At 63.5% G+C, this 15,232-nt stretch carries 17 protein-coding genes; 10 read left to right on the top strand and 7 right to left on the bottom strand.

The features are described 5' to 3' along the window. Positions 1-143: 143 nt before the first annotated feature. On the top strand, positions 144-983 hold the full coding sequence (locus tag V8683_RS05305) for an HTD2 family dehydratase (RefSeq protein ID WP_411189514.1): 840 nt from the start codon (positions 144-146) through the stop codon (positions 981-983). Positions 984-1,029: 46 nt separating this feature from the next. Then, positions 1,030-1,350 (top strand): autotransporter outer membrane beta-barrel domain-containing protein, encoded by a 321-nt coding sequence (locus V8683_RS05300; protein ID WP_411189515.1) that lies wholly within the window; start codon positions 1,030-1,032, stop codon positions 1,348-1,350. Between the two features lie 141 nt (positions 1,351-1,491). Here V8683_RS05300 and V8683_RS05295 read toward each other — a convergent pair whose 3' ends face one another. Together V8683_RS05295 and V8683_RS05290 are read right to left on the bottom strand one after the other, a co-directional pair. Next, positions 1,492-2,862, bottom strand: a complete 1,371-nt coding sequence (locus V8683_RS05295; RefSeq protein ID WP_411189516.1) for an EAL domain-containing protein — start codon at positions 2,860-2,862, stop codon at positions 1,492-1,494. Continuing rightward, entirely contained in the window at positions 2,859-3,572 is a 714-nt protein-coding gene (locus V8683_RS05290) for an EAL domain-containing protein (RefSeq protein WP_411189517.1), read from the bottom strand. The genes V8683_RS05295 and V8683_RS05290 overlap by 4 nt, the downstream gene beginning before the upstream one ends. A 410-nt stretch (positions 3,573-3,982) precedes the next feature. Between V8683_RS05290 and V8683_RS05285 the strand changes: the two genes are divergently transcribed. Together V8683_RS05285 and V8683_RS05280 are read left to right on the top strand one after the other, a co-directional pair. Continuing rightward, a complete protein-coding gene (locus V8683_RS05285) occupies positions 3,983-4,534 on the top strand; it encodes a recombinase family protein (protein ID WP_411189518.1) in 552 nt (183 codons plus the stop codon). A 209-nt stretch (positions 4,535-4,743) separates the two neighbouring features. Beyond that, on the top strand, positions 4,744-6,453 hold the full coding sequence (locus tag V8683_RS05280) for a dihydroxyacetone kinase family protein (RefSeq protein WP_411189519.1): 1,710 nt from the start codon (positions 4,744-4,746) through the stop codon (positions 6,451-6,453). Positions 6,454-6,460: 7 nt separating this feature from the next. Here V8683_RS05280 and dbpA read toward each other — a convergent pair whose 3' ends face one another. The 3 genes from dbpA to V8683_RS05265 form a co-directional block, all read right to left on the bottom strand. Next, positions 6,461-7,858, bottom strand: a complete 1,398-nt coding sequence (dbpA, locus tag V8683_RS05275) for an ATP-dependent RNA helicase DbpA (RefSeq protein WP_411189520.1) — start codon at positions 7,856-7,858, stop codon at positions 6,461-6,463. 69 nt (positions 7,859-7,927) lie between these two features. Continuing rightward, complete coding sequence (locus V8683_RS05270) at positions 7,928-8,395, bottom strand: YaiI/YqxD family protein (RefSeq protein ID WP_411189521.1); 468 nt, start codon at positions 8,393-8,395, stop codon at positions 7,928-7,930. Between the two features lie 76 nt (positions 8,396-8,471). Next, positions 8,472-9,368 (bottom strand): AraC family transcriptional regulator, encoded by an 897-nt coding sequence (locus V8683_RS05265; RefSeq protein ID WP_411189522.1) that lies wholly within the window; start codon positions 9,366-9,368, stop codon positions 8,472-8,474. 161 nt (positions 9,369-9,529) lie between these two features. Here V8683_RS05265 and V8683_RS05260 point away from each other — a divergent pair, with 161 nt between their 5' ends. Next, positions 9,530-10,309 carry an SDR family NAD(P)-dependent oxidoreductase gene (locus V8683_RS05260; protein ID WP_411189523.1) on the top strand — a complete coding sequence of 260 codons (780 nt, stop codon included), beginning with the start codon at positions 9,530-9,532 and terminating at the stop codon, positions 10,307-10,309. Positions 10,310-10,347: 38 nt separating this feature from the next. On the opposite strand, the gene V8683_RS05255 is transcribed toward V8683_RS05260, so the two are convergent. Continuing rightward, the gene (locus tag V8683_RS05255; RefSeq protein ID WP_411189524.1) at positions 10,348-11,307 is read right to left on the bottom strand and encodes a GlxA family transcriptional regulator; all 960 of its coding nucleotides are present in this window, start codon (positions 11,305-11,307) and stop codon (positions 10,348-10,350) included. A 119-nt stretch (positions 11,308-11,426) separates the two neighbouring features. Here V8683_RS05255 and V8683_RS05250 point away from each other — a divergent pair, with 119 nt between their 5' ends. The 3 genes from V8683_RS05250 to V8683_RS05240 all read left to right on the top strand — a co-directional run bounded on the left by V8683_RS05250 (position 11,427) and on the right by V8683_RS05240 (position 13,134). Continuing rightward, complete coding sequence (locus tag V8683_RS05250; protein ID WP_411189525.1) at positions 11,427-12,227, top strand: SDR family NAD(P)-dependent oxidoreductase; 801 nt, start codon at positions 11,427-11,429, stop codon at positions 12,225-12,227. 56 nt (positions 12,228-12,283) lie between these two features. Next, entirely contained in the window at positions 12,284-12,610 is a 327-nt protein-coding gene (locus V8683_RS05245) for a DUF4148 domain-containing protein (protein WP_411189526.1), read from the top strand. 293 nt (positions 12,611-12,903) lie between these two features. Next, a complete protein-coding gene (locus tag V8683_RS05240; RefSeq protein ID WP_411189527.1) occupies positions 12,904-13,134 on the top strand; it encodes a hypothetical protein in 231 nt (76 codons plus the stop codon). A gap of 481 nt (positions 13,135-13,615) precedes the next feature. Here V8683_RS05240 and V8683_RS05235 read toward each other — a convergent pair whose 3' ends face one another. Continuing rightward, positions 13,616-14,506 carry a LysR substrate-binding domain-containing protein gene (locus V8683_RS05235; RefSeq protein ID WP_411189528.1) on the bottom strand — a complete coding sequence of 297 codons (891 nt, stop codon included), beginning with the start codon at positions 14,504-14,506 and terminating at the stop codon, positions 13,616-13,618. A 125-nt stretch (positions 14,507-14,631) separates the two neighbouring features. Here V8683_RS05235 and sdhC point away from each other — a divergent pair, with 125 nt between their 5' ends. Together sdhC and sdhD are read left to right on the top strand one after the other, a co-directional pair. Further along, the gene (gene sdhC / locus V8683_RS05230; protein ID WP_411191722.1) at positions 14,632-15,048 is read left to right on the top strand and encodes a succinate dehydrogenase, cytochrome b556 subunit; all 417 of its coding nucleotides are present in this window, start codon (positions 14,632-14,634) and stop codon (positions 15,046-15,048) included. Between the two features lie 3 nt (positions 15,049-15,051). Then, on the top strand, positions 15,052-15,232 hold a 181-nt coding region (gene sdhD / locus V8683_RS05225), incomplete at its 3' end, for a succinate dehydrogenase, hydrophobic membrane anchor protein (RefSeq protein ID WP_462880609.1).

Genomic DNA, 15,232 nt, shown 5'->3' with positions numbered 1-15,232 from the left:
TGCCGATGGCACCGGTGCTTTACACGAAGCGGCCGCCCGGCGGCATTAAGCAAAGCCGAAGGTTGCGTTCGCAAATGCGGACTTCGCGAAATCCTCGCCGAGGCGCATAGTAGGGTCCAGTCAAACCGAACGGACCCCGCACGATGCAAGACTCAGGCACGATTCAAGACTGGCTTGGCCGTACCGAAACGGTCGAGGAACGGGTGGCACCATTCCCGGCCGCGGCGTTTGCCGCCATGCTCGATCGCCCCGCGCCGCAGGCGGTCCTGCCGCCGCTTTGGCACTGGTTTCATTTTCTGCAAGCCGCGCCGCGTTCGCAGCAAGGCCCCGACGGGCATCCGCGCCGCGGCGGCTTTCTGCCTCCCGTTCCGCTGCCGCGCCGCATGTGGGCCGGTGGCCGTCTGCGCTTCCTTGCGCCCGTGAAGATCGGCGAGCGCGCGGTGCGCGAGTCGACGATTGCCGCTATCGAGGACAAGACAGGCCGCAGCGGCCGGCTCGTGTTCGTCACCGTCCAGCATTGCATTTCGATGGCGGGCGAGCTGTGCATCGAAGAGGAGCAGGACATCGTCTATCGCGAGGCGCCCGCGCCCGGCGCTCCCGCTCCAAAGCCCATCCCGGCACCCGACGGCGAACACTGGCGCCGCACGATCGAAACCGATCCTGTCCTGCTGTTCCGCTATTCCGCCCTGACTTTCAATGGGCATCGCATCCACTACGATCAGCCCTATGCGACCCGCGAAGAGGGGTATCCCGGTCTGGTCGTGCACGGGCCGTTGATCGCCACACTGCTGCTGGACCTGGCCGTGACCGAACTCGGTGGCGCCGTACCCGCGCATTTCTCGTTTCGCGCCGTGCGGCCGACTTTCGTAGGCCAGGCATTTTCCGTTTGCGGACGGCGGGACGAAGACGGCAGGACGGTCGAGCTCTGGGCCAAGGATCGCGAAGGCTGTCTGACCATGCAGGCGAGCGCGGAGTTTGCCTGAATTTGCCGGACTTTTACCTTCCAGCATCATCGATGCCGCACCCTCGGTGACGAGCGATATCGGTGCGAAGATTTCGCGCGAACTGTCGACCTCGTACGGGGTACTCGTGCCGGAGCTGCAACTGGCGTGGCGCCACGAGTACGACAACACCCGGGTGACGACCCAGGCCAGCTACGCGGCCGCTCCGCCGGGCGAGACCAGTTTCACGTCGCTTGGCGCAAGCCCGGTGGAGGACTCCGTGGTGATGAGTTTGGGCATGACCCTGTTGCGGGCGAACAACCTCAGCATGACCGCGCGCTACGAGCTCCAGGCAGGCTCGGGCTACGTGGCCCAGGCGGGCATGCTGCGTCTGCGGCAGTTGTTCTGAATCGCGGCAGTTCGCTGCGGTATCCGTCTCCAGACGCATTCCCTCCAGCGTGGAGGGAGTGCGTTTTTTAACGGGAGGCGGATCGAGCGCCGGGGGCGGGCGAATTGAGTACTTTCCGGTTCTTCGACGTTTGCGAATCTATTACGTGGGATGGGCCGTGCTAGCCGCGGGGGCGTGTTTTCCCTGCCACCAATCCAGCTTCTCGAAAAACCTCGGCAGTTGATCTGCGGAGATCGCTTTGCCGAAGAAAAATCCTTGCGCCAGCTCGATTCCTGCGCGGCCCAGGTCATGGTTCTGACCGATTCCTTCTACGCCGTCCGCAATAACAGCAACGTCGTGCTGCCGGCCCACAGCGGCTATTGCCTGAAGCGTCTGGAGACGAGCTGATTCGTCCAGCGCCATAATGTCCCGGTCTACTTTGATGAACTCGAAGCCGGCGGGCAGTGCGGAGCCGATTATGGCAGTCGGCGTCCGGACACCGGAGAGGGCAGTGCGAACTTTGTCCCGGCGCAAACGCATCACGCTGCCGAGCCTTGCGGGCAGGTCTTCAGCTTTGATCTGGAACACCAGCCGACTGGATGTGAAGGACCTGGCCCTGGTTGCGATCAGGGAGAGGCATTCTTCGTTTCCGAGACATGATGCCCACACATTGACCATCAGATACAAGTTGCGGCCTTCGGCGAGAAGGCTCAGTTCCCTCTCGGCAGTCGAGAGCATGAACGCGACGATTTTCGTTGCAGCGCGGCGATCAGCAAGTTCGTTCATAAACCACGCTTCGCCCCGAAGGCCATACGCAACGTTTTTCCACCGCAGCACCGCTTCCAGTCCTATGCATTTGCGAGTCCTCGTGTAGAAGACCGGCTGATGCTCCAGGCGGAACTCGTCGCGTTTCAATCCGCGGTTGACCGCGCGAGCGAGAATCGCACGTTCGCTGAACCAGCGAACGTAAAGAAGTGCGGTGGCGGCGCCGACTAGTGCCAGCAGAGCCAGCACGAGAACCAGGAGAAGTACGCCAAGAATCCACCGGTAGCAGGCCGCAGACATTACGGATAGCGGTTCCGCCGGCTTCGGAGCGGCGACGATATTCGCTGTTCGCCGGGCCGCGTCGTGCGGCAAGGGATTGGTTGTGGCCAATGGGGCGGACGATCTGTTCTCCTCGGGCTCATCCCCCTGTGTCTGGGCTGTTCCCGCGGCACGCTGTTCTTCGCGTGTATCGGCGAGCGCCGCTCTGGAGGTATCCAGGCTCCTGGTGTGGAACGCACAAGTCTCGCGTGGACCGTCTACGTGCACAAACTCATTCATTCCGGCATCGCCGAATCGTGCTGGCAACAGGAAGGCGCCCGCTTCGGTACATCCATGGCCGGGGAAAGCGGCCGACTCCGGGACTTCCGAACTCGCGATTCTCGTCCCCGAAGGCACCAGGGAGGAGAACGCCGCTTCGTCATCGGCATAACAGATGGCACATAGACAGCAAAGAAGACCTGCGACGAGACGCCTTGCTCCAGGTTTCATATCGATCCTGGAGTATCGGGATCATTGACGTAATAGCCTTGAATCCAGCGTACACCGGCATCCCGGACGATTCGAATATCGTCGGGTGTTTCGACGCCTTCGACGACGAGAAGCGGGGCGATACCTCGGGCCATCACGATCAGACGGTTGAACCCGGCGATGCCAAGGGTGCCCTGGCGCACACGCCGGAGCAATGAACGGTCTACCTTGACGATGTCGGTCGCACACGCGGCCGCGGACACGGCAGAAAAGCCCACGCCAAAGTCGTCAATCGCAACACGAACGCCCAGTCTTCTCAAACGCCGGACAAACGTGCACCCATCAATCGGCAGGATCGGCGCCGATTCAGTGATTTCCACCACCAGGCGAGCTGCGGCCTCGGGGTTGTTTTCCAGTTCAAGGAAAACCTCCTGCCACCAGTGATCGTCCTGCGTACTTTGCGCCGAAATGTTACAGCCGAGCCTTGCGCCGGGTGTGGCCTTGATCGCCTCAAGCGTGTGGCGCACGACGTAACAATCGAACTGCCGCATCAGCGAAAGCCTTTCCAGAGCGGGAATGAATCTGCCGGGCAGAAGAACCGCGTCGGCGACCTTCATCCGCACCAGCGCCTCGCGATACAGGACCTCTGTCGGGGCGTCGACTGCGCAAATGACCTCATGGCGGAAAAACAGCCGATCGTCCGAGATGGCGCGGCAAACCTCGCGGGCCATTTTCCAATCGGGGGACTCGGGCGTTAGTGCCTTGCAGCCGGGCGCCACAGCAGGCCCGGTATGGCTCACGCCCCCCACAGTCTCACTTTTGATCACTGACATCTCGGCCCCGACGGACGGCAAAAGCACACGGTCGCTCGCTGCGTTGCAAACAGCTTTTTACAATTCCTTTCAGGTGCCAGCCAGACTCCGTGGCACAAAATTGGTCCTTTTTGCCAATATCGTTAGACGAATAGGGGATCATGGCGGGGCGGCCGAAGGCCAAGACCTGAGCCATGGAAGTTGCCGGGAGACAGAAAGGACCGTTTTTGTCAACTGATTGGTGCTGGCATTGCCGGGAAAGCAATACAACATTGCCGCTTCATTCACCAACAGTCAGGCAGAGGGCCCCTTCTTTTCCCGGAAAACACATGAAAATTGGTTATGCACGCGTTTCCACGCACGAACAAAGCCTTGCACTACAGCTCGATGCATTGCGTGCGGCGGGGTGCAACAAGTTCTTCACGGATCACGGCGTATCAGGCGCGGAGTTCTGCCGCCCCGGGCTGGACGCCGCACTGTCCGAGGCCAAAGAGGGCGACACGCTTGTCGTGTGGCGGCTGGACAGACTCGGGAGGTCTCTGAGCAAGCTGGTCGATCTCATTACCTATCTTGAGCGGCGAGGTATCGAGTTCGTATCGTTGAACGAATCCATTAATACGAGTTCGTCCGGCGGCGTACTCATCTTCCGCATGATGGCCGCGCTCGCCGAGTTTGAGAGGAACCTGATCAGCGAGCGAACCCGCGCAGGCATAGCGGCCGCCCGCGCAAGAGGCAGCAAGCTTGGGAGACGGCGGGCGCTTTCGCCGGAGCAGCGATCGCAGGCGCTGGAACTGCTTCGCCACCAGTCTGCGGCAGAGGTAGCCAACCAGTTCAATGTTCATCCGCGAACAATGTTGCGCCTGAAGGCCGCCGGTGCGTAACAAGCTGTGGCAAGAGAAATTTCGATAATTTGTATTATGTAAAATAAAGAAAACTGGATAGCCGAAAACCTGGCACCTCAATCGATGCGTCTTGCGGCGCGACATCTTCTGCGCCGCAAACACCTGACTAGCAATCGAGCGGCACCCGGGCCTCGAAGTTCAGCAAGCGATTACACTCACCTCGTACCCAACCGCCGGTAACGCCCCCCATGAAGAAACTCGTCAACAATCCGTCGAACGTCGTTCGGGAAATGCTCGAGGGCATTGCCAGGCAGGCCCCGGACACCGCTATCCTGGGTGACGAAAATGTCCTCGTTCGTCGGGATCTGCCCCAGGTCTCCAGTCGACCTGTCGCTGTCATCTCGGGCGGCGGCAGCGGCCACGAACCCGCGCACGCGGGATATGTCGGGGCCGGCATGCTGAGCGCCGCGGTGTGCGGCCAGGTTTTCACCTCGCCGTCCACCGACGAAGTTCTCGCCGCCATCCTCGCGACCGCGGGCCCGGCCGGCGCCCTCCTGATCGTCAAGAACTATACGGGGGACCGGCTCAACTTCGGCCTGGCCGCCGAACTCGCACGCGCCGAAGGGATTCCCGTCGAAGTGGTGATCGTGGCCGACGACGTTTCGCTGCGTCGACACACCGCGCGCGATCGCCGTCGCGGAATCGCGGGAACGGTACTCGTGCACAAAGTGGCCGGCGCTGCCGCGGAACAGGGGCGCTCGCTCGATCAGGTAGCGTCTGCCGCGCGCGCCGCTGCGGCCAACCTCGGGTCGATGGGCGTGGCGCTGGACGGCTGCACGATGCCCGGCGTGGAAAAATCCAGCTTCACGCTGGCCGATGACGAAATCGAGCTGGGTCTCGGCATTCACGGAGAAAAAGGCGTCGAGCGAACCGCGCCCCGGCCGGCCGACGAACTTACCCGGATCCTGCTCTCGAATATTCTGGAGGATATGGCGCTCGCGGCAGGAGAACGTGTAGCACTACTCGTGAACGGTCTCGGCGCAACGCCGCAGATGGAACTGGACATCGTCCTGCGCGCCGCCTGGGAAGCGCTGACCGGCAAGGGTATCGCCGTCGAGCGCGCATGGTCGGGCACCCTGCTCTCGGCGCTGAACATGCCCGGTTGCTCCGTTTCCGTCCTGCGCGTCGATAACGACCGTCTCGCGTTGCTGGACGCGCCGACGCGGGCCCGCGCGTGGCCGCGAGGGGGCGCCGTCAACGCCCACATCCGGATGGACTCGCCAGTCGCGAGCGCTGGCGAAACTTCGCCGCTCCTCGACGAGAACGCCCAGGCATGGATCCCCCGCCTCAAGCCGGCCCTGACCGCCGTCGCTCACGCCTTGATTGCCGACGAACCGCGACTCACCGAACTGGATTCACTGGCCGGCGACGGCGATCTGGGCATCAGCATGAAGCGCGCCGCGGACGCCCTCCTTGCCCTCCCCGACCAGGCGTTCGCCAACCCGGCGGGCGCGCTCGCTGCTTTGGGCGGGGCGCTACGCCGAGCCATCGCAGGCAGCTCCGGTCCTTTCTACGCCACGGCGCTGCTCCGCGCGTCACGGCGCCTTGCGGGCATGTCCGAGCCGACCGCCCACGACTGGGCGGAAGCCTTCAGTGCTGCCGTTGCGGCCATCGGCGAACTCGGCGGTGCAAAGGCAGGCGACAGAACGATGCTGGACGCGCTCATTCCCGCTGCCGATACGTTCGCGCAGGAACTGCGATCGGGCAACCCCGCGGCCGTCGCCTTTTCAAGGGCTGTCTCGTCCGCAAAGCGCGGCGCCGAAGCGACCTCCACGATGAAACCGCGGGCGGGCCGCGCGAGCTATCTGGGCGATCGCGCGATGGGCTCACCCGACGGCGGGGCTGTCGCCGTGGCCTGCTGGCTCAGCGCGATTCAACCCCACGTCGCGGCATCATGAATGCCGGCTATTCGTCCATCATCCGGACCTTGACCTTCTTGCCCTTGACCTTCCCCGCGCCGAGCCTGCGCAACGCCTCGTGCGCAATGCCGCGATCAACAGCCACGTAAGTCGAAAAGTCGGTCACGTTGATCTTGCCGATCTGTGAAGCGCTGAAGCCCGCGTCGCCCGTCAGCGCCCCCAGCACGTCGCCTGGGCGAATTTTTTCCTTGCGTCCGCCGAGAATCTGCAGCGTTTCCATCGGCGGCAACAGGGGCGCGTGGCTGGCGGCCGTCAGATCGGCCAGCTTGTGCCATTCGACGTCCTGTTTCTGCGCCTGCTCGATGCTGCCGACCCGCCCCATCTCGTCCATGCTGGCGAGGCTCAACGCCCAGCCGTCCTGATCCGCGCGGCCCGTGCGTCCGATGCGGTGCACATGCACATCCGGATCGGGCGTCACGTCGACGTTGATCACGGCTTCGAGTTGCGCGATGTCGAGGCCCCGGGCGGCCACGTCGGTCGCAACGAGGACCGAGCAGCTACGGTTCGCGAACCGGATCAGCACCTGATCGCGCGCGCGCTGCTCCAGTTCGCCATGCAGCGCCAGCGCGTGAAAACCCTGCGCGCGCAACACGTCGAGCAGATCGCGGCACTGCTGCTTCGTATTGCAGAACGCCAGCGTGCTCACCGGACGATAGTGATTCAGCAGCATGCCCACTGCGTGCAGCCGCTCGTCCTCGGCCACTTCGTAAAAGCGCTGCCGGATCTTGCTGCTGTCGTGACGCTCTTCGAGCTTGATTTCCTTCGGATTGCGCAGGAATTGCCGGCTCAGCCGCGCGATTCCCTCCGGGTAGGTGGCCGAGAACAGCAAGGTCTGGCGCTCCTTGGGGCATTGATCCACGACCGTGGCGATATCGTCGAAGAAGCCCATGTCGAGCATTCGGTCCGCTTCGTCGAGCACGAGCGTATTCAGTGCGCCGACGTCGAGGTTGCCGCGCGCCAGGTGGTCCATGATACGGCCCGGTGTGCCGACGACGACATGGGCGCCGTGCTCGAGGCTCGCGGTTTGAGGGGCCATGGGCGTGCCGCCGCACAGCGTCAGCACCTTGATGTTCTGCTCCGCGCGCGCGAGGCGGCGAATTTCCTGCGCCGCCTGATCGGCCAGTTCTCGCGTGGGACAGAGCACCAGCGTCTGAACGGCGAAACGCTGCACATCGAGGCGTGCGAGCAACGCGAGAGAAAACGCCGCTGTCTTGCCGCTGCCGGTCTTCGCCTGGGCAATCAGGTCGTGCCCTTCCAGCGCCACGGGCAGGCTTGCCGCCTGGATCGGCGTCATGGCCGTATAGCCGAGCTGGGCCAGATTGGCGAGCATGGCGGGGGCAAGCGGAAGCTCGCTAAAGGAGCGGTCAAGGTTTTTTTCTGACATTTCTGGGTGTTCCATCTATTGAGCGGCGCGCTGCCGCCGCGAGCGTCGTGACCGGAATGGCCGGGACGATCAATCGTTACCGCGAGGCGGCTTGCCGTAACGCGCAAGGAATCGGTCGAGCTGGCCCGCAAATGCCTTGCTGTCGCGCGTACTGAAGGGGGCTGGCCCCCCCGTATCGATGCCGGTGCTGCGCAGTTGATCCATCATGTCACGCACCGTCAAGCGTTCCTGAATATTTTCGCGCGTGAACCAGTTGCCGCGCGGGTCGAGTGCGTGCGCCCCCTTGTCGAGCACCGCGGCGGCAAGCGGGATGTCGGCTGTGATCACCAGGTCGCCCGATGCGGCCAGTTCGACGATACGGGCGTCTGCCGCGTCGAAACCGGCCGGCACCTGAATGGACGTGATGAAGGGAGACGGCGGCGTGCGCAAATACTGGTTCGCGACCAGCGTCACCCGCACTTCCGCCCGTCGCGCGGCCCGGAACAACATTTCCTTGATGACCACGGGAGAAGCGTCGGCATCGACCAGCACTTGCATGGGGGCAATTCCGCCAGGTTAAAACAGAATGATATCAAGACGTCGCGGAATGGCGTCCAGGCACTCTCGACGACCGTTATGCCGCGTCGAGCATCGCCTTCAGGCGCTTCGAGTCCCGTTTGGGCGGCGTGCCGAACATGCGCGCATATTCCCGGCTGAATTGGGAAGCGCTCTCGTAACCCACCTCGAACGCCGCCGCCTCGACACTGGCGGAACGGGATAGCAGCAGCCTGCGGGCTTCGAGAAGACGAAGCTGCTTTTGATACTGCAGCGGCGTCAGCGAGGTCAACGCCTTGAACTGGCGATGAAAGGCCGATGCGCTCAGTCGGGCCAGCGCCGCGAGTTCTTCGATGCGAACCGGCTGCGCGAAACGCTCGCGCAAGAAATGCATGGCGCGCATGACGCGCTGCGACGGGCTGTCCGCCAGGGCCATCTTCGCAACTTCGCCGCCATGCGGACCGGACAACAGCCAATAGCCGATCTCGCGCATGACCATGGGCGCGAGCGTGGGAATCGCCTTGGGCGTGTCCAGCAAGCGGACCATGCGCAGCGCGCAATCGGCAAGCGGCCCGTCGAAGTCCGTCACGAACACCCCGCGCGGCGTCTCGCCGACGGCCCTGGGCACGGTTTCCATCTCCTCGGCAACGGTGCGGATCATCGCCAGATCGAGTTCGATCATGAGCACGAGGCAAGGCTTGTCCGGGCTGGCTTCGAACACCCGGCCGAGCGAAGGCGTCTCCACGCCGACCACGAGCGCCTGACCCGCCCGGTATTCGAGTTGCTGTCCGCCGAAGCTCGCCCATTTGGCCCCTTGGGCAACGATACACAGGGCGGGCTGCGCAACCCGATGGACGGGCGGCCTGGGATGATCGGTGCGAAGAATGCAGACCCCGTCGATCGCCGTCATATAAGGGCTCGTGCCGGGCTGGCGCTCCGTATAGCGCAAGATTGCTTCCGATAACGATTTCAACATGTTCGATCGCCCTTTCGTATGGCATTCATGCCATGCATTCAACCCGGTCAGGATAGTTTGCCACAGCAGGATCAGGCAAGAACGAGGCGAGTTTCGGCATTCGAATCCGCACCCCTGCGACCGTATGATCGGGTCGATCCCAACGCCGAAAGGAGCGCGACATGTCGTCAACCGTCAATCAACCCGTCCCCGCGAGAATTGCCATCGTCACCGGCGGCAGTCGAGGTATCGGGCGCGATACCGTGCTGCGGCTCGCCGCGCGCGGCGTTCGCACGATACTCACCTATCGCTCGAACCGTGCGGAAGCCGAAAAGGTCGCGGCGCTTGCCGCAGCGGCCGGCGCGCCGGCCGCTGCCCTTCAGCTCGATATGGGCAATGCCGGCAGCTTCGGCGCCTTCGTCGAGGCGGTGCGGGAAGCGCTGGCGGGAATGGGCGCCGAACGCTTCGATTATCTCGTGAACAACGCCGGCGCCTCGTCCGCGGCCAGTTTTGTGGAGGGAAGCGAAGCCGAACTCGACGCGCAGTTTGCCGTCCACTTCAAAGGACCGTTCCTGCTGACACAGAAGCTCCTCCCCCTCATCAACAACGGCGGGCGGATCGTCAACGTCTCGTCGGGTCTCGCCCGATTCGCCTTTCCCGGTCGTGCCATCTACGGCCCGATGAAGGCGGCGGTCGAAGCGTTGACCCGCTACATGGCGCTGGAACTCGGGCCGCGCCGCATCGCGGTCAACGTTGTCGCGCCCGGCGCCATCGCAACCGACTTCAGCGGCGGCATGGTGCGCGACAACCCGGAGGTGAACAAGGCCGTGGCCTCGCACACCGCACTCGGCCGTGCCGGCTTGCCCGAGGATGTAGGCCCCGTCATCGCAGGTTTGCTGTCCGATGCGTTCGGTTGGGTCAACGCCCAGCGCATCGAAGTGGCGGGCGGTATTCACATTTAAGCCGACCCGCAATTCGCCTCGACCTCCGGGAGATGCCGCTATGCGGGATCTCCGCCTCCCGCGCGAGCGTCGCGCCGCACCGCCTGCGGCGGCAGGCCAAAGCCGCGCATGAACACCTCGCGCATATGGCGCCGATCGCGGAAGCCGGTTTCTTTCGCGATAACTTCGAGCGGGTGGCGGCTCTGCTCGATCATGAGCCGCGCCGCCTCCAGTCGCAGTCGCTCGACCGCCTTCGCCGGCGACTGTCCCGTTTCGAGCGTAAATACGCGGCTGAACTGGCGCGCGCTCATATGCACGGTGTCGGCCAGTTCCTCCACGGTCAACGCGCGATTCAGGTTCTGCCGCGCATAGGTCAGCGCGTTCTGGATGCGATCCGTTTTCGGCGCAAGTTCCAGCATTTCCGAATGCTGCGACTGGCCGCCCGCTCGTCGCTGATGCATCACGAGCTTGTGCGCCACCGAGCGCGCCGCCTCGGCGCCCAGGTCCTTCTCCACCATCGCCAGCGCCAGATCGAGTCCCGCCGTCATGCCGGCGGACGTCCACACCGGGCCGTCGACGATATAGATCCGGTCCTCCTCCACGCGCACCTCCGGGAACCGGCGCTGCATTTCGCGCCCAAACGCCCAGTGCGTCGTCGCGCGCCGCTGCGCGAGCAGGCCCGCTTCGGCAAGAACGAATCCGCCCGTGCAAATACCCGCAATGCGCCTCGCGCGCAAGCTCGCCTTGCGCAGGAACGCCAGCACACGCTCGGGCGCCGGCGACCTGAGCGGGTTGTTGACGCCGGCGACCATCCACGTATCCACCGCGGCGGCTCCGCGCAAAGGCCGCGTACCCACGCCGAAGCCAAGCGACGAGCGCACCTCGCCGCCGTCGAGGGAAAAATTGTCCACCGCGTAGAACGGCTCGCGCGCCACGACGTTCGCGTACTCGAACACCGACTGCGGCGCGAGCGTCATGATCTGGAAGCCGTCACTCAGTAAAAAGCCGATCCGGTGCATGTCCGTTTCCCGTCAGGCGATGTCCTGAATCATAACCTTATATGTCATTTCTGTCGCGACGAAACCCGGCCAGAATGGGCTCACCGTTTCATCAACGACTTGTCGAATGGAGTGACATCATGGCTCATACGTATCGCGGTACCGCCCTCATTACCGGCGCGTCTTCGGGTATCGGCGCGGTCTACGCCGACCGGCTCGCGCGGCGCGGCTACGACCTGATCCTCGTGGCGCGCAATCGCGAGCGGCTGGCCGCCCTCGCGGAACGCATCACGAACGAAACGCAGCGGAGCGTCGAGATCATCGACGCGGATCTGAACGACCGCGCGGCGCTGGCCGCCGTCGAAACCAAGCTGAAGCAGGACGCGAGCATTACGCTGCTGGTCAACAACGCCGGCGTGGGCACCCACAAGCCGCTTCTCGACAGCGACGTGGAAGCGATGACGCGACTGATCGACCTGAATGTCACCGCCCTCACCCGCCTCACGTATGCCGCGGTCCCCGGCTTCGTCGCGCGCGGCGCGGGCGCCGTGATCAACATCTCGTCCATCGTGGCCATCTCGCCGGAAACGCTCAACGGTGTCTACGGCGGCAGCAAGGCTTTCGTGCTCGCGTTCAGCCAGTCGCTTCACCACGAACTGGCCGCCCGGGGCATTCGGGTGCAGGCCGTGCTGCCCGGCGCCACCGCCACCGACTTCTGGCAGACCGGCGGCCTGCCGATCGAACACTTGCCCGCGGCCATCGTCATGTCGGCCGAAGCCATGGTGGATGCCGCCTTGACGGGCTTCGACCGCCATGAAACCGTGACGATCCCCTCCTTGCATGCGGGCGAAGAATGGGAGGTGTACGAAGGCGCGAGGCGAACGATGGCGCCGCATCTGTCGAGCAACAGCCCGGCGGCTCGCTATGTGACGGCGCAATAACGCTCGAACATCTCGCTTTGTCTTATTTCATCATGGTAAGGATTGCTTACCGTGACATGGAGTCCATGATCATGAAATCGCTTTTCAAGGCCGCGGCGCTGATGGCCGCGCTAACCGCTCCGCTCGCCTCGTTCGCGCAGACAGCGCAGCCGCTCTCGCGCAGCGAAGTGGGCGCGGACCTGGTACGCGCGGAGCAGGCCGGCTACAACCCGAACGACTGGTTGCACTACCCGGAGAACCTCCAGGCAGCCCAGGCGCGCATCGCCGCGCATCACGACAAGACGGCGTACGGCACCGGCACGACAGGCTCGTCGCAGGCGGGCCAGCATGCCGAAGTGACCGCGAGCCCGTATTCGCCGCCAGTCGAAGTCAAGGGAAATTAAGCCCTTGGCGCTTTCATCGGCGAAGCGGCCCACGGCTGGGCCCCGCTTCGCCGGCCTCAATTTGAATGCCCGGGTGTGTCGGGCTTGTTTCCACGAACCCGGATTCGTGCAAGCGTTCTTGTCCCTTCGTGCAGATGAGCCGGTGCCCGTTCTGCCGCGCCACGGCTCGACGCGAGACGGGATATGCGGCGAGATGCCGCGCCAAAATTTGTTTCGAACTTGTCCTGCATCAAGCCCGCGGCCGCGCGCCTATTCTGGCATCTGTCTCATTAATCATTTGCCGGAGAACAGCCATGAGCCCGCTTTCGCTTCTGATCGATCATTCCCGCCTGCTTGGCCGTGTTTCTACGCTGTACTCGTTTGCCCCCGACGTAGAAGCGAAGGCTGCATACGAGCATGCCGTGACCGACAAGGCCGTCGAACAACATGATGAACGCGCAGTCCAGCTCAAGGGACTTGTCACGGGCACGCTGCTTTTCCTGCCGTTTCTGATCGGCTATTTCGTTGCGTGTGGCAGCCGGTAATTCCTGGCTAACCGCGGCGCGCTGGCGCGCGGTCGATGAAATCGAAGCGTTTCCTTGTCGCCTGCTTTATGCAAGGTTGTTATGGAGGATATTCGTGAGTCTTAACTTGCCCTCAATATTCGCGCGTCTGCGAAAATCCGGAATTGCGCCAGCGCGGAAAGAGATTGTTTTGGGTCGAGAGCACTTGCCCACGCCGTCCATCGAACGCGATTACAGCCTCGGTATCCTGTTCAGCGTATTTCTGATCGGCTCATTGTGCATCGTGAGCGTAATAAGCGGTTTTCTCTTCCTGCTTGATTAGCACTTACTGTTATCCGACCAGGGTCACCGTCAAGCGCCGACTTTGAGCCCGGGGCATCGAGCCCTTCATGCGGCTCGGAAGCGCCGGGACACCGGCGCTTCCGCCAGATTCCCATCGCCTCCCGCGCAGACTCCGCCGGCCCGAACCGGTCGTGCCGGTTGCAGCCGGAGTATCGATCGATCAGCCGTGCCCGCCCTCGCCTGCCAACTCCAGAAAATTGGCGACTTTCGCATTGGGCACATGGGTTCGGCACGCCACCTTCAGGCCGATATCGGGGACGTTTCCATCGATGTCGACATAGACCACGCCTTCCACCTGGATCTGCGTGACGGCGGCGGGCACCATCGAAACGCCGAATTCGGCCGCCACGAAATTGATCACGGAAGCAAGCTGCGGAGCCTGCTGTCCGAGCAAAGGCTCGAAGCCCGCTTCGCGGCACGCGCCGACGATCCGGTCATACAGGCTTGGACTGGCTTCGCGCGGTATCAGCACGAACAGCTCAGCCGCGAGCGCCGCGAGGGGTAGCTTGCGCTTTCGCGACAAGGCGTGCGTCGCCGGCAGGACGAGTTTCATCGGCTCGATCGCAAGCGGATGGAACTCGATTCCGGTCGGCGGGCTTCCTCCAGGCCTCACGAAGGCCACATCGAGCCGGCCCTCGTCGAGCAGCGAGAGCAGGTTAGCCGTGTTCCCTTCGGCCAGCGTGAGCTGGACGTTGGGGAACGACTGGCGAAAGAGCCGTATGAGCCGGGGCACCATCGGATTGAAGGCGGCCGAGCCGGTGAATCCGATGTTCAGGTGTCCTATCTCGCCGCGCCCGGCGCGCTGCGCGTTGCGAACGGCGCCCTGCACATCGCCCAGGAGGCGCTTCGCGTCGTCGGCGAATGCGGCCCCGGCCTCGGTCAACGCCACGCCGTGTCCCGTGCGCCGAAAGAGCTGGACCCCGAGCTCGCGTTCGAGCGCATGCAGTTGCTGGCTGAGCGGCGGCTGGCCGATGCCGAGCTTGTCGGCAGCCCGTGTCACGTTGCGCTCTTCCGCAACGGCGAGGAAATATCGAAGGTGGCGGAGCTCCACGCGATGTTCTCCAATACGTATATCAGATAGACGTAACAGATATTGGACAGAATATCAAGCAGGCGCGACAATGTGCCCTGTAGAGATCCATCAGGATGTCGATTTCACGGGAGAGGGAGACTGGGATGGCAGAAGCCGCAAAAAAACCGAGGCCGGAATACCGGAACATCGGGCTTGGGCAGATCTTGTTCGCCTACCGCCTGCCGCTGGCAGGGCGCGTATCGATCGGCCACCGCGTGAGCGGGGCCTTGTTGTTCGTCTTCCTGCCCTTCCTGTTGTACCTGTTCGACCAGAGCCTCACCTCCGAACTGAGCTTCCAGGTCTTCCAGGCTTTCCTCTCCAACCTCATCGTCAAGCTCGTCGTGCTGGTGCTCGGCTGGGCCTTCCTGTTCCACTTCTGCGCCGGCGTGCGGCACCTGTTCATGGACTTCAGCCATGATCTGGCCAGCAAGCAGAAAGCGAAGTCGACTTCCCTCGTCGTCGTGATCGTCTCCTCGGTCCTCACGATCGCCTTCGCGGCGAAACTCTTCGGAGCCTTCTGAAACATGTCTGCCAACAACGGAATCGGTCCGAAGCGCCTCGTCGTCGGCGCTCACTACGGCCTGCGCGACTGGATCGCCCAGCGCGCCACCGCCGTCATCATGGCGCTCTACACCGTCGTGCTGCTCGCCCTCTTCTTCGGCGCGCACGACTTTTCGTACGACGGCTGGGCCTCGATCTTCTCCG

Source organism: Paraburkholderia sp. AV2 (genome assembly GCF_054968425.1).
The sequence above is the reverse complement of the archived record's forward strand: the minus strand, read 5'-3'. Positions and strand labels throughout refer to the sequence as shown.

Coding starts and splice junctions, on each gene's coding strand:
- V8683_RS05255 (WP_411189524.1), bottom strand. CDS start 11,307: ATGCACCGGATCGGCTTTTTACTGAGTGACGGCTTCCAGATCATGACG.
- dbpA (WP_411189520.1), bottom strand. CDS start 7,858: ATGTCAGAAAAAAACCTTGACCGCTCCTTTAGCGAGCTTCCGCTTGCC.
- V8683_RS05290 (WP_411189517.1), bottom strand. CDS start 3,572: ATGGCCCGCGAGGTTTGCCGCGCCATCTCGGACGATCGGCTGTTTTTC.
- V8683_RS05280 (WP_411189519.1), top strand. CDS start 4,744: ATGAAGAAACTCGTCAACAATCCGTCGAACGTCGTTCGGGAAATGCTC.
- V8683_RS05270 (WP_411189521.1), bottom strand. CDS start 8,395: ATGCAAGTGCTGGTCGATGCCGACGCTTCTCCCGTGGTCATCAAGGAA.
- V8683_RS05245 (WP_411189526.1), top strand. CDS start 12,284: ATGGAGTCCATGATCATGAAATCGCTTTTCAAGGCCGCGGCGCTGATG.
- V8683_RS05240 (WP_411189527.1), top strand. CDS start 12,904: ATGAGCCCGCTTTCGCTTCTGATCGATCATTCCCGCCTGCTTGGCCGT.
- V8683_RS05260 (WP_411189523.1), top strand. CDS start 9,530: ATGTCGTCAACCGTCAATCAACCCGTCCCCGCGAGAATTGCCATCGTC.
- V8683_RS05285 (WP_411189518.1), top strand. CDS start 3,983: ATGAAAATTGGTTATGCACGCGTTTCCACGCACGAACAAAGCCTTGCA.
- V8683_RS05265 (WP_411189522.1), bottom strand. CDS start 9,368: ATGTTGAAATCGTTATCGGAAGCAATCTTGCGCTATACGGAGCGCCAG.
- V8683_RS05295 (WP_411189516.1), bottom strand. CDS start 2,862: ATGAAACCTGGAGCAAGGCGTCTCGTCGCAGGTCTTCTTTGCTGTCTA.
- sdhC (WP_411191722.1), top strand. CDS start 14,632: ATGGCAGAAGCCGCAAAAAAACCGAGGCCGGAATACCGGAACATCGGG.
- V8683_RS05250 (WP_411189525.1), top strand. CDS start 11,427: ATGGCTCATACGTATCGCGGTACCGCCCTCATTACCGGCGCGTCTTCG.
- V8683_RS05305 (WP_411189514.1), top strand. CDS start 144: ATGCAAGACTCAGGCACGATTCAAGACTGGCTTGGCCGTACCGAAACG.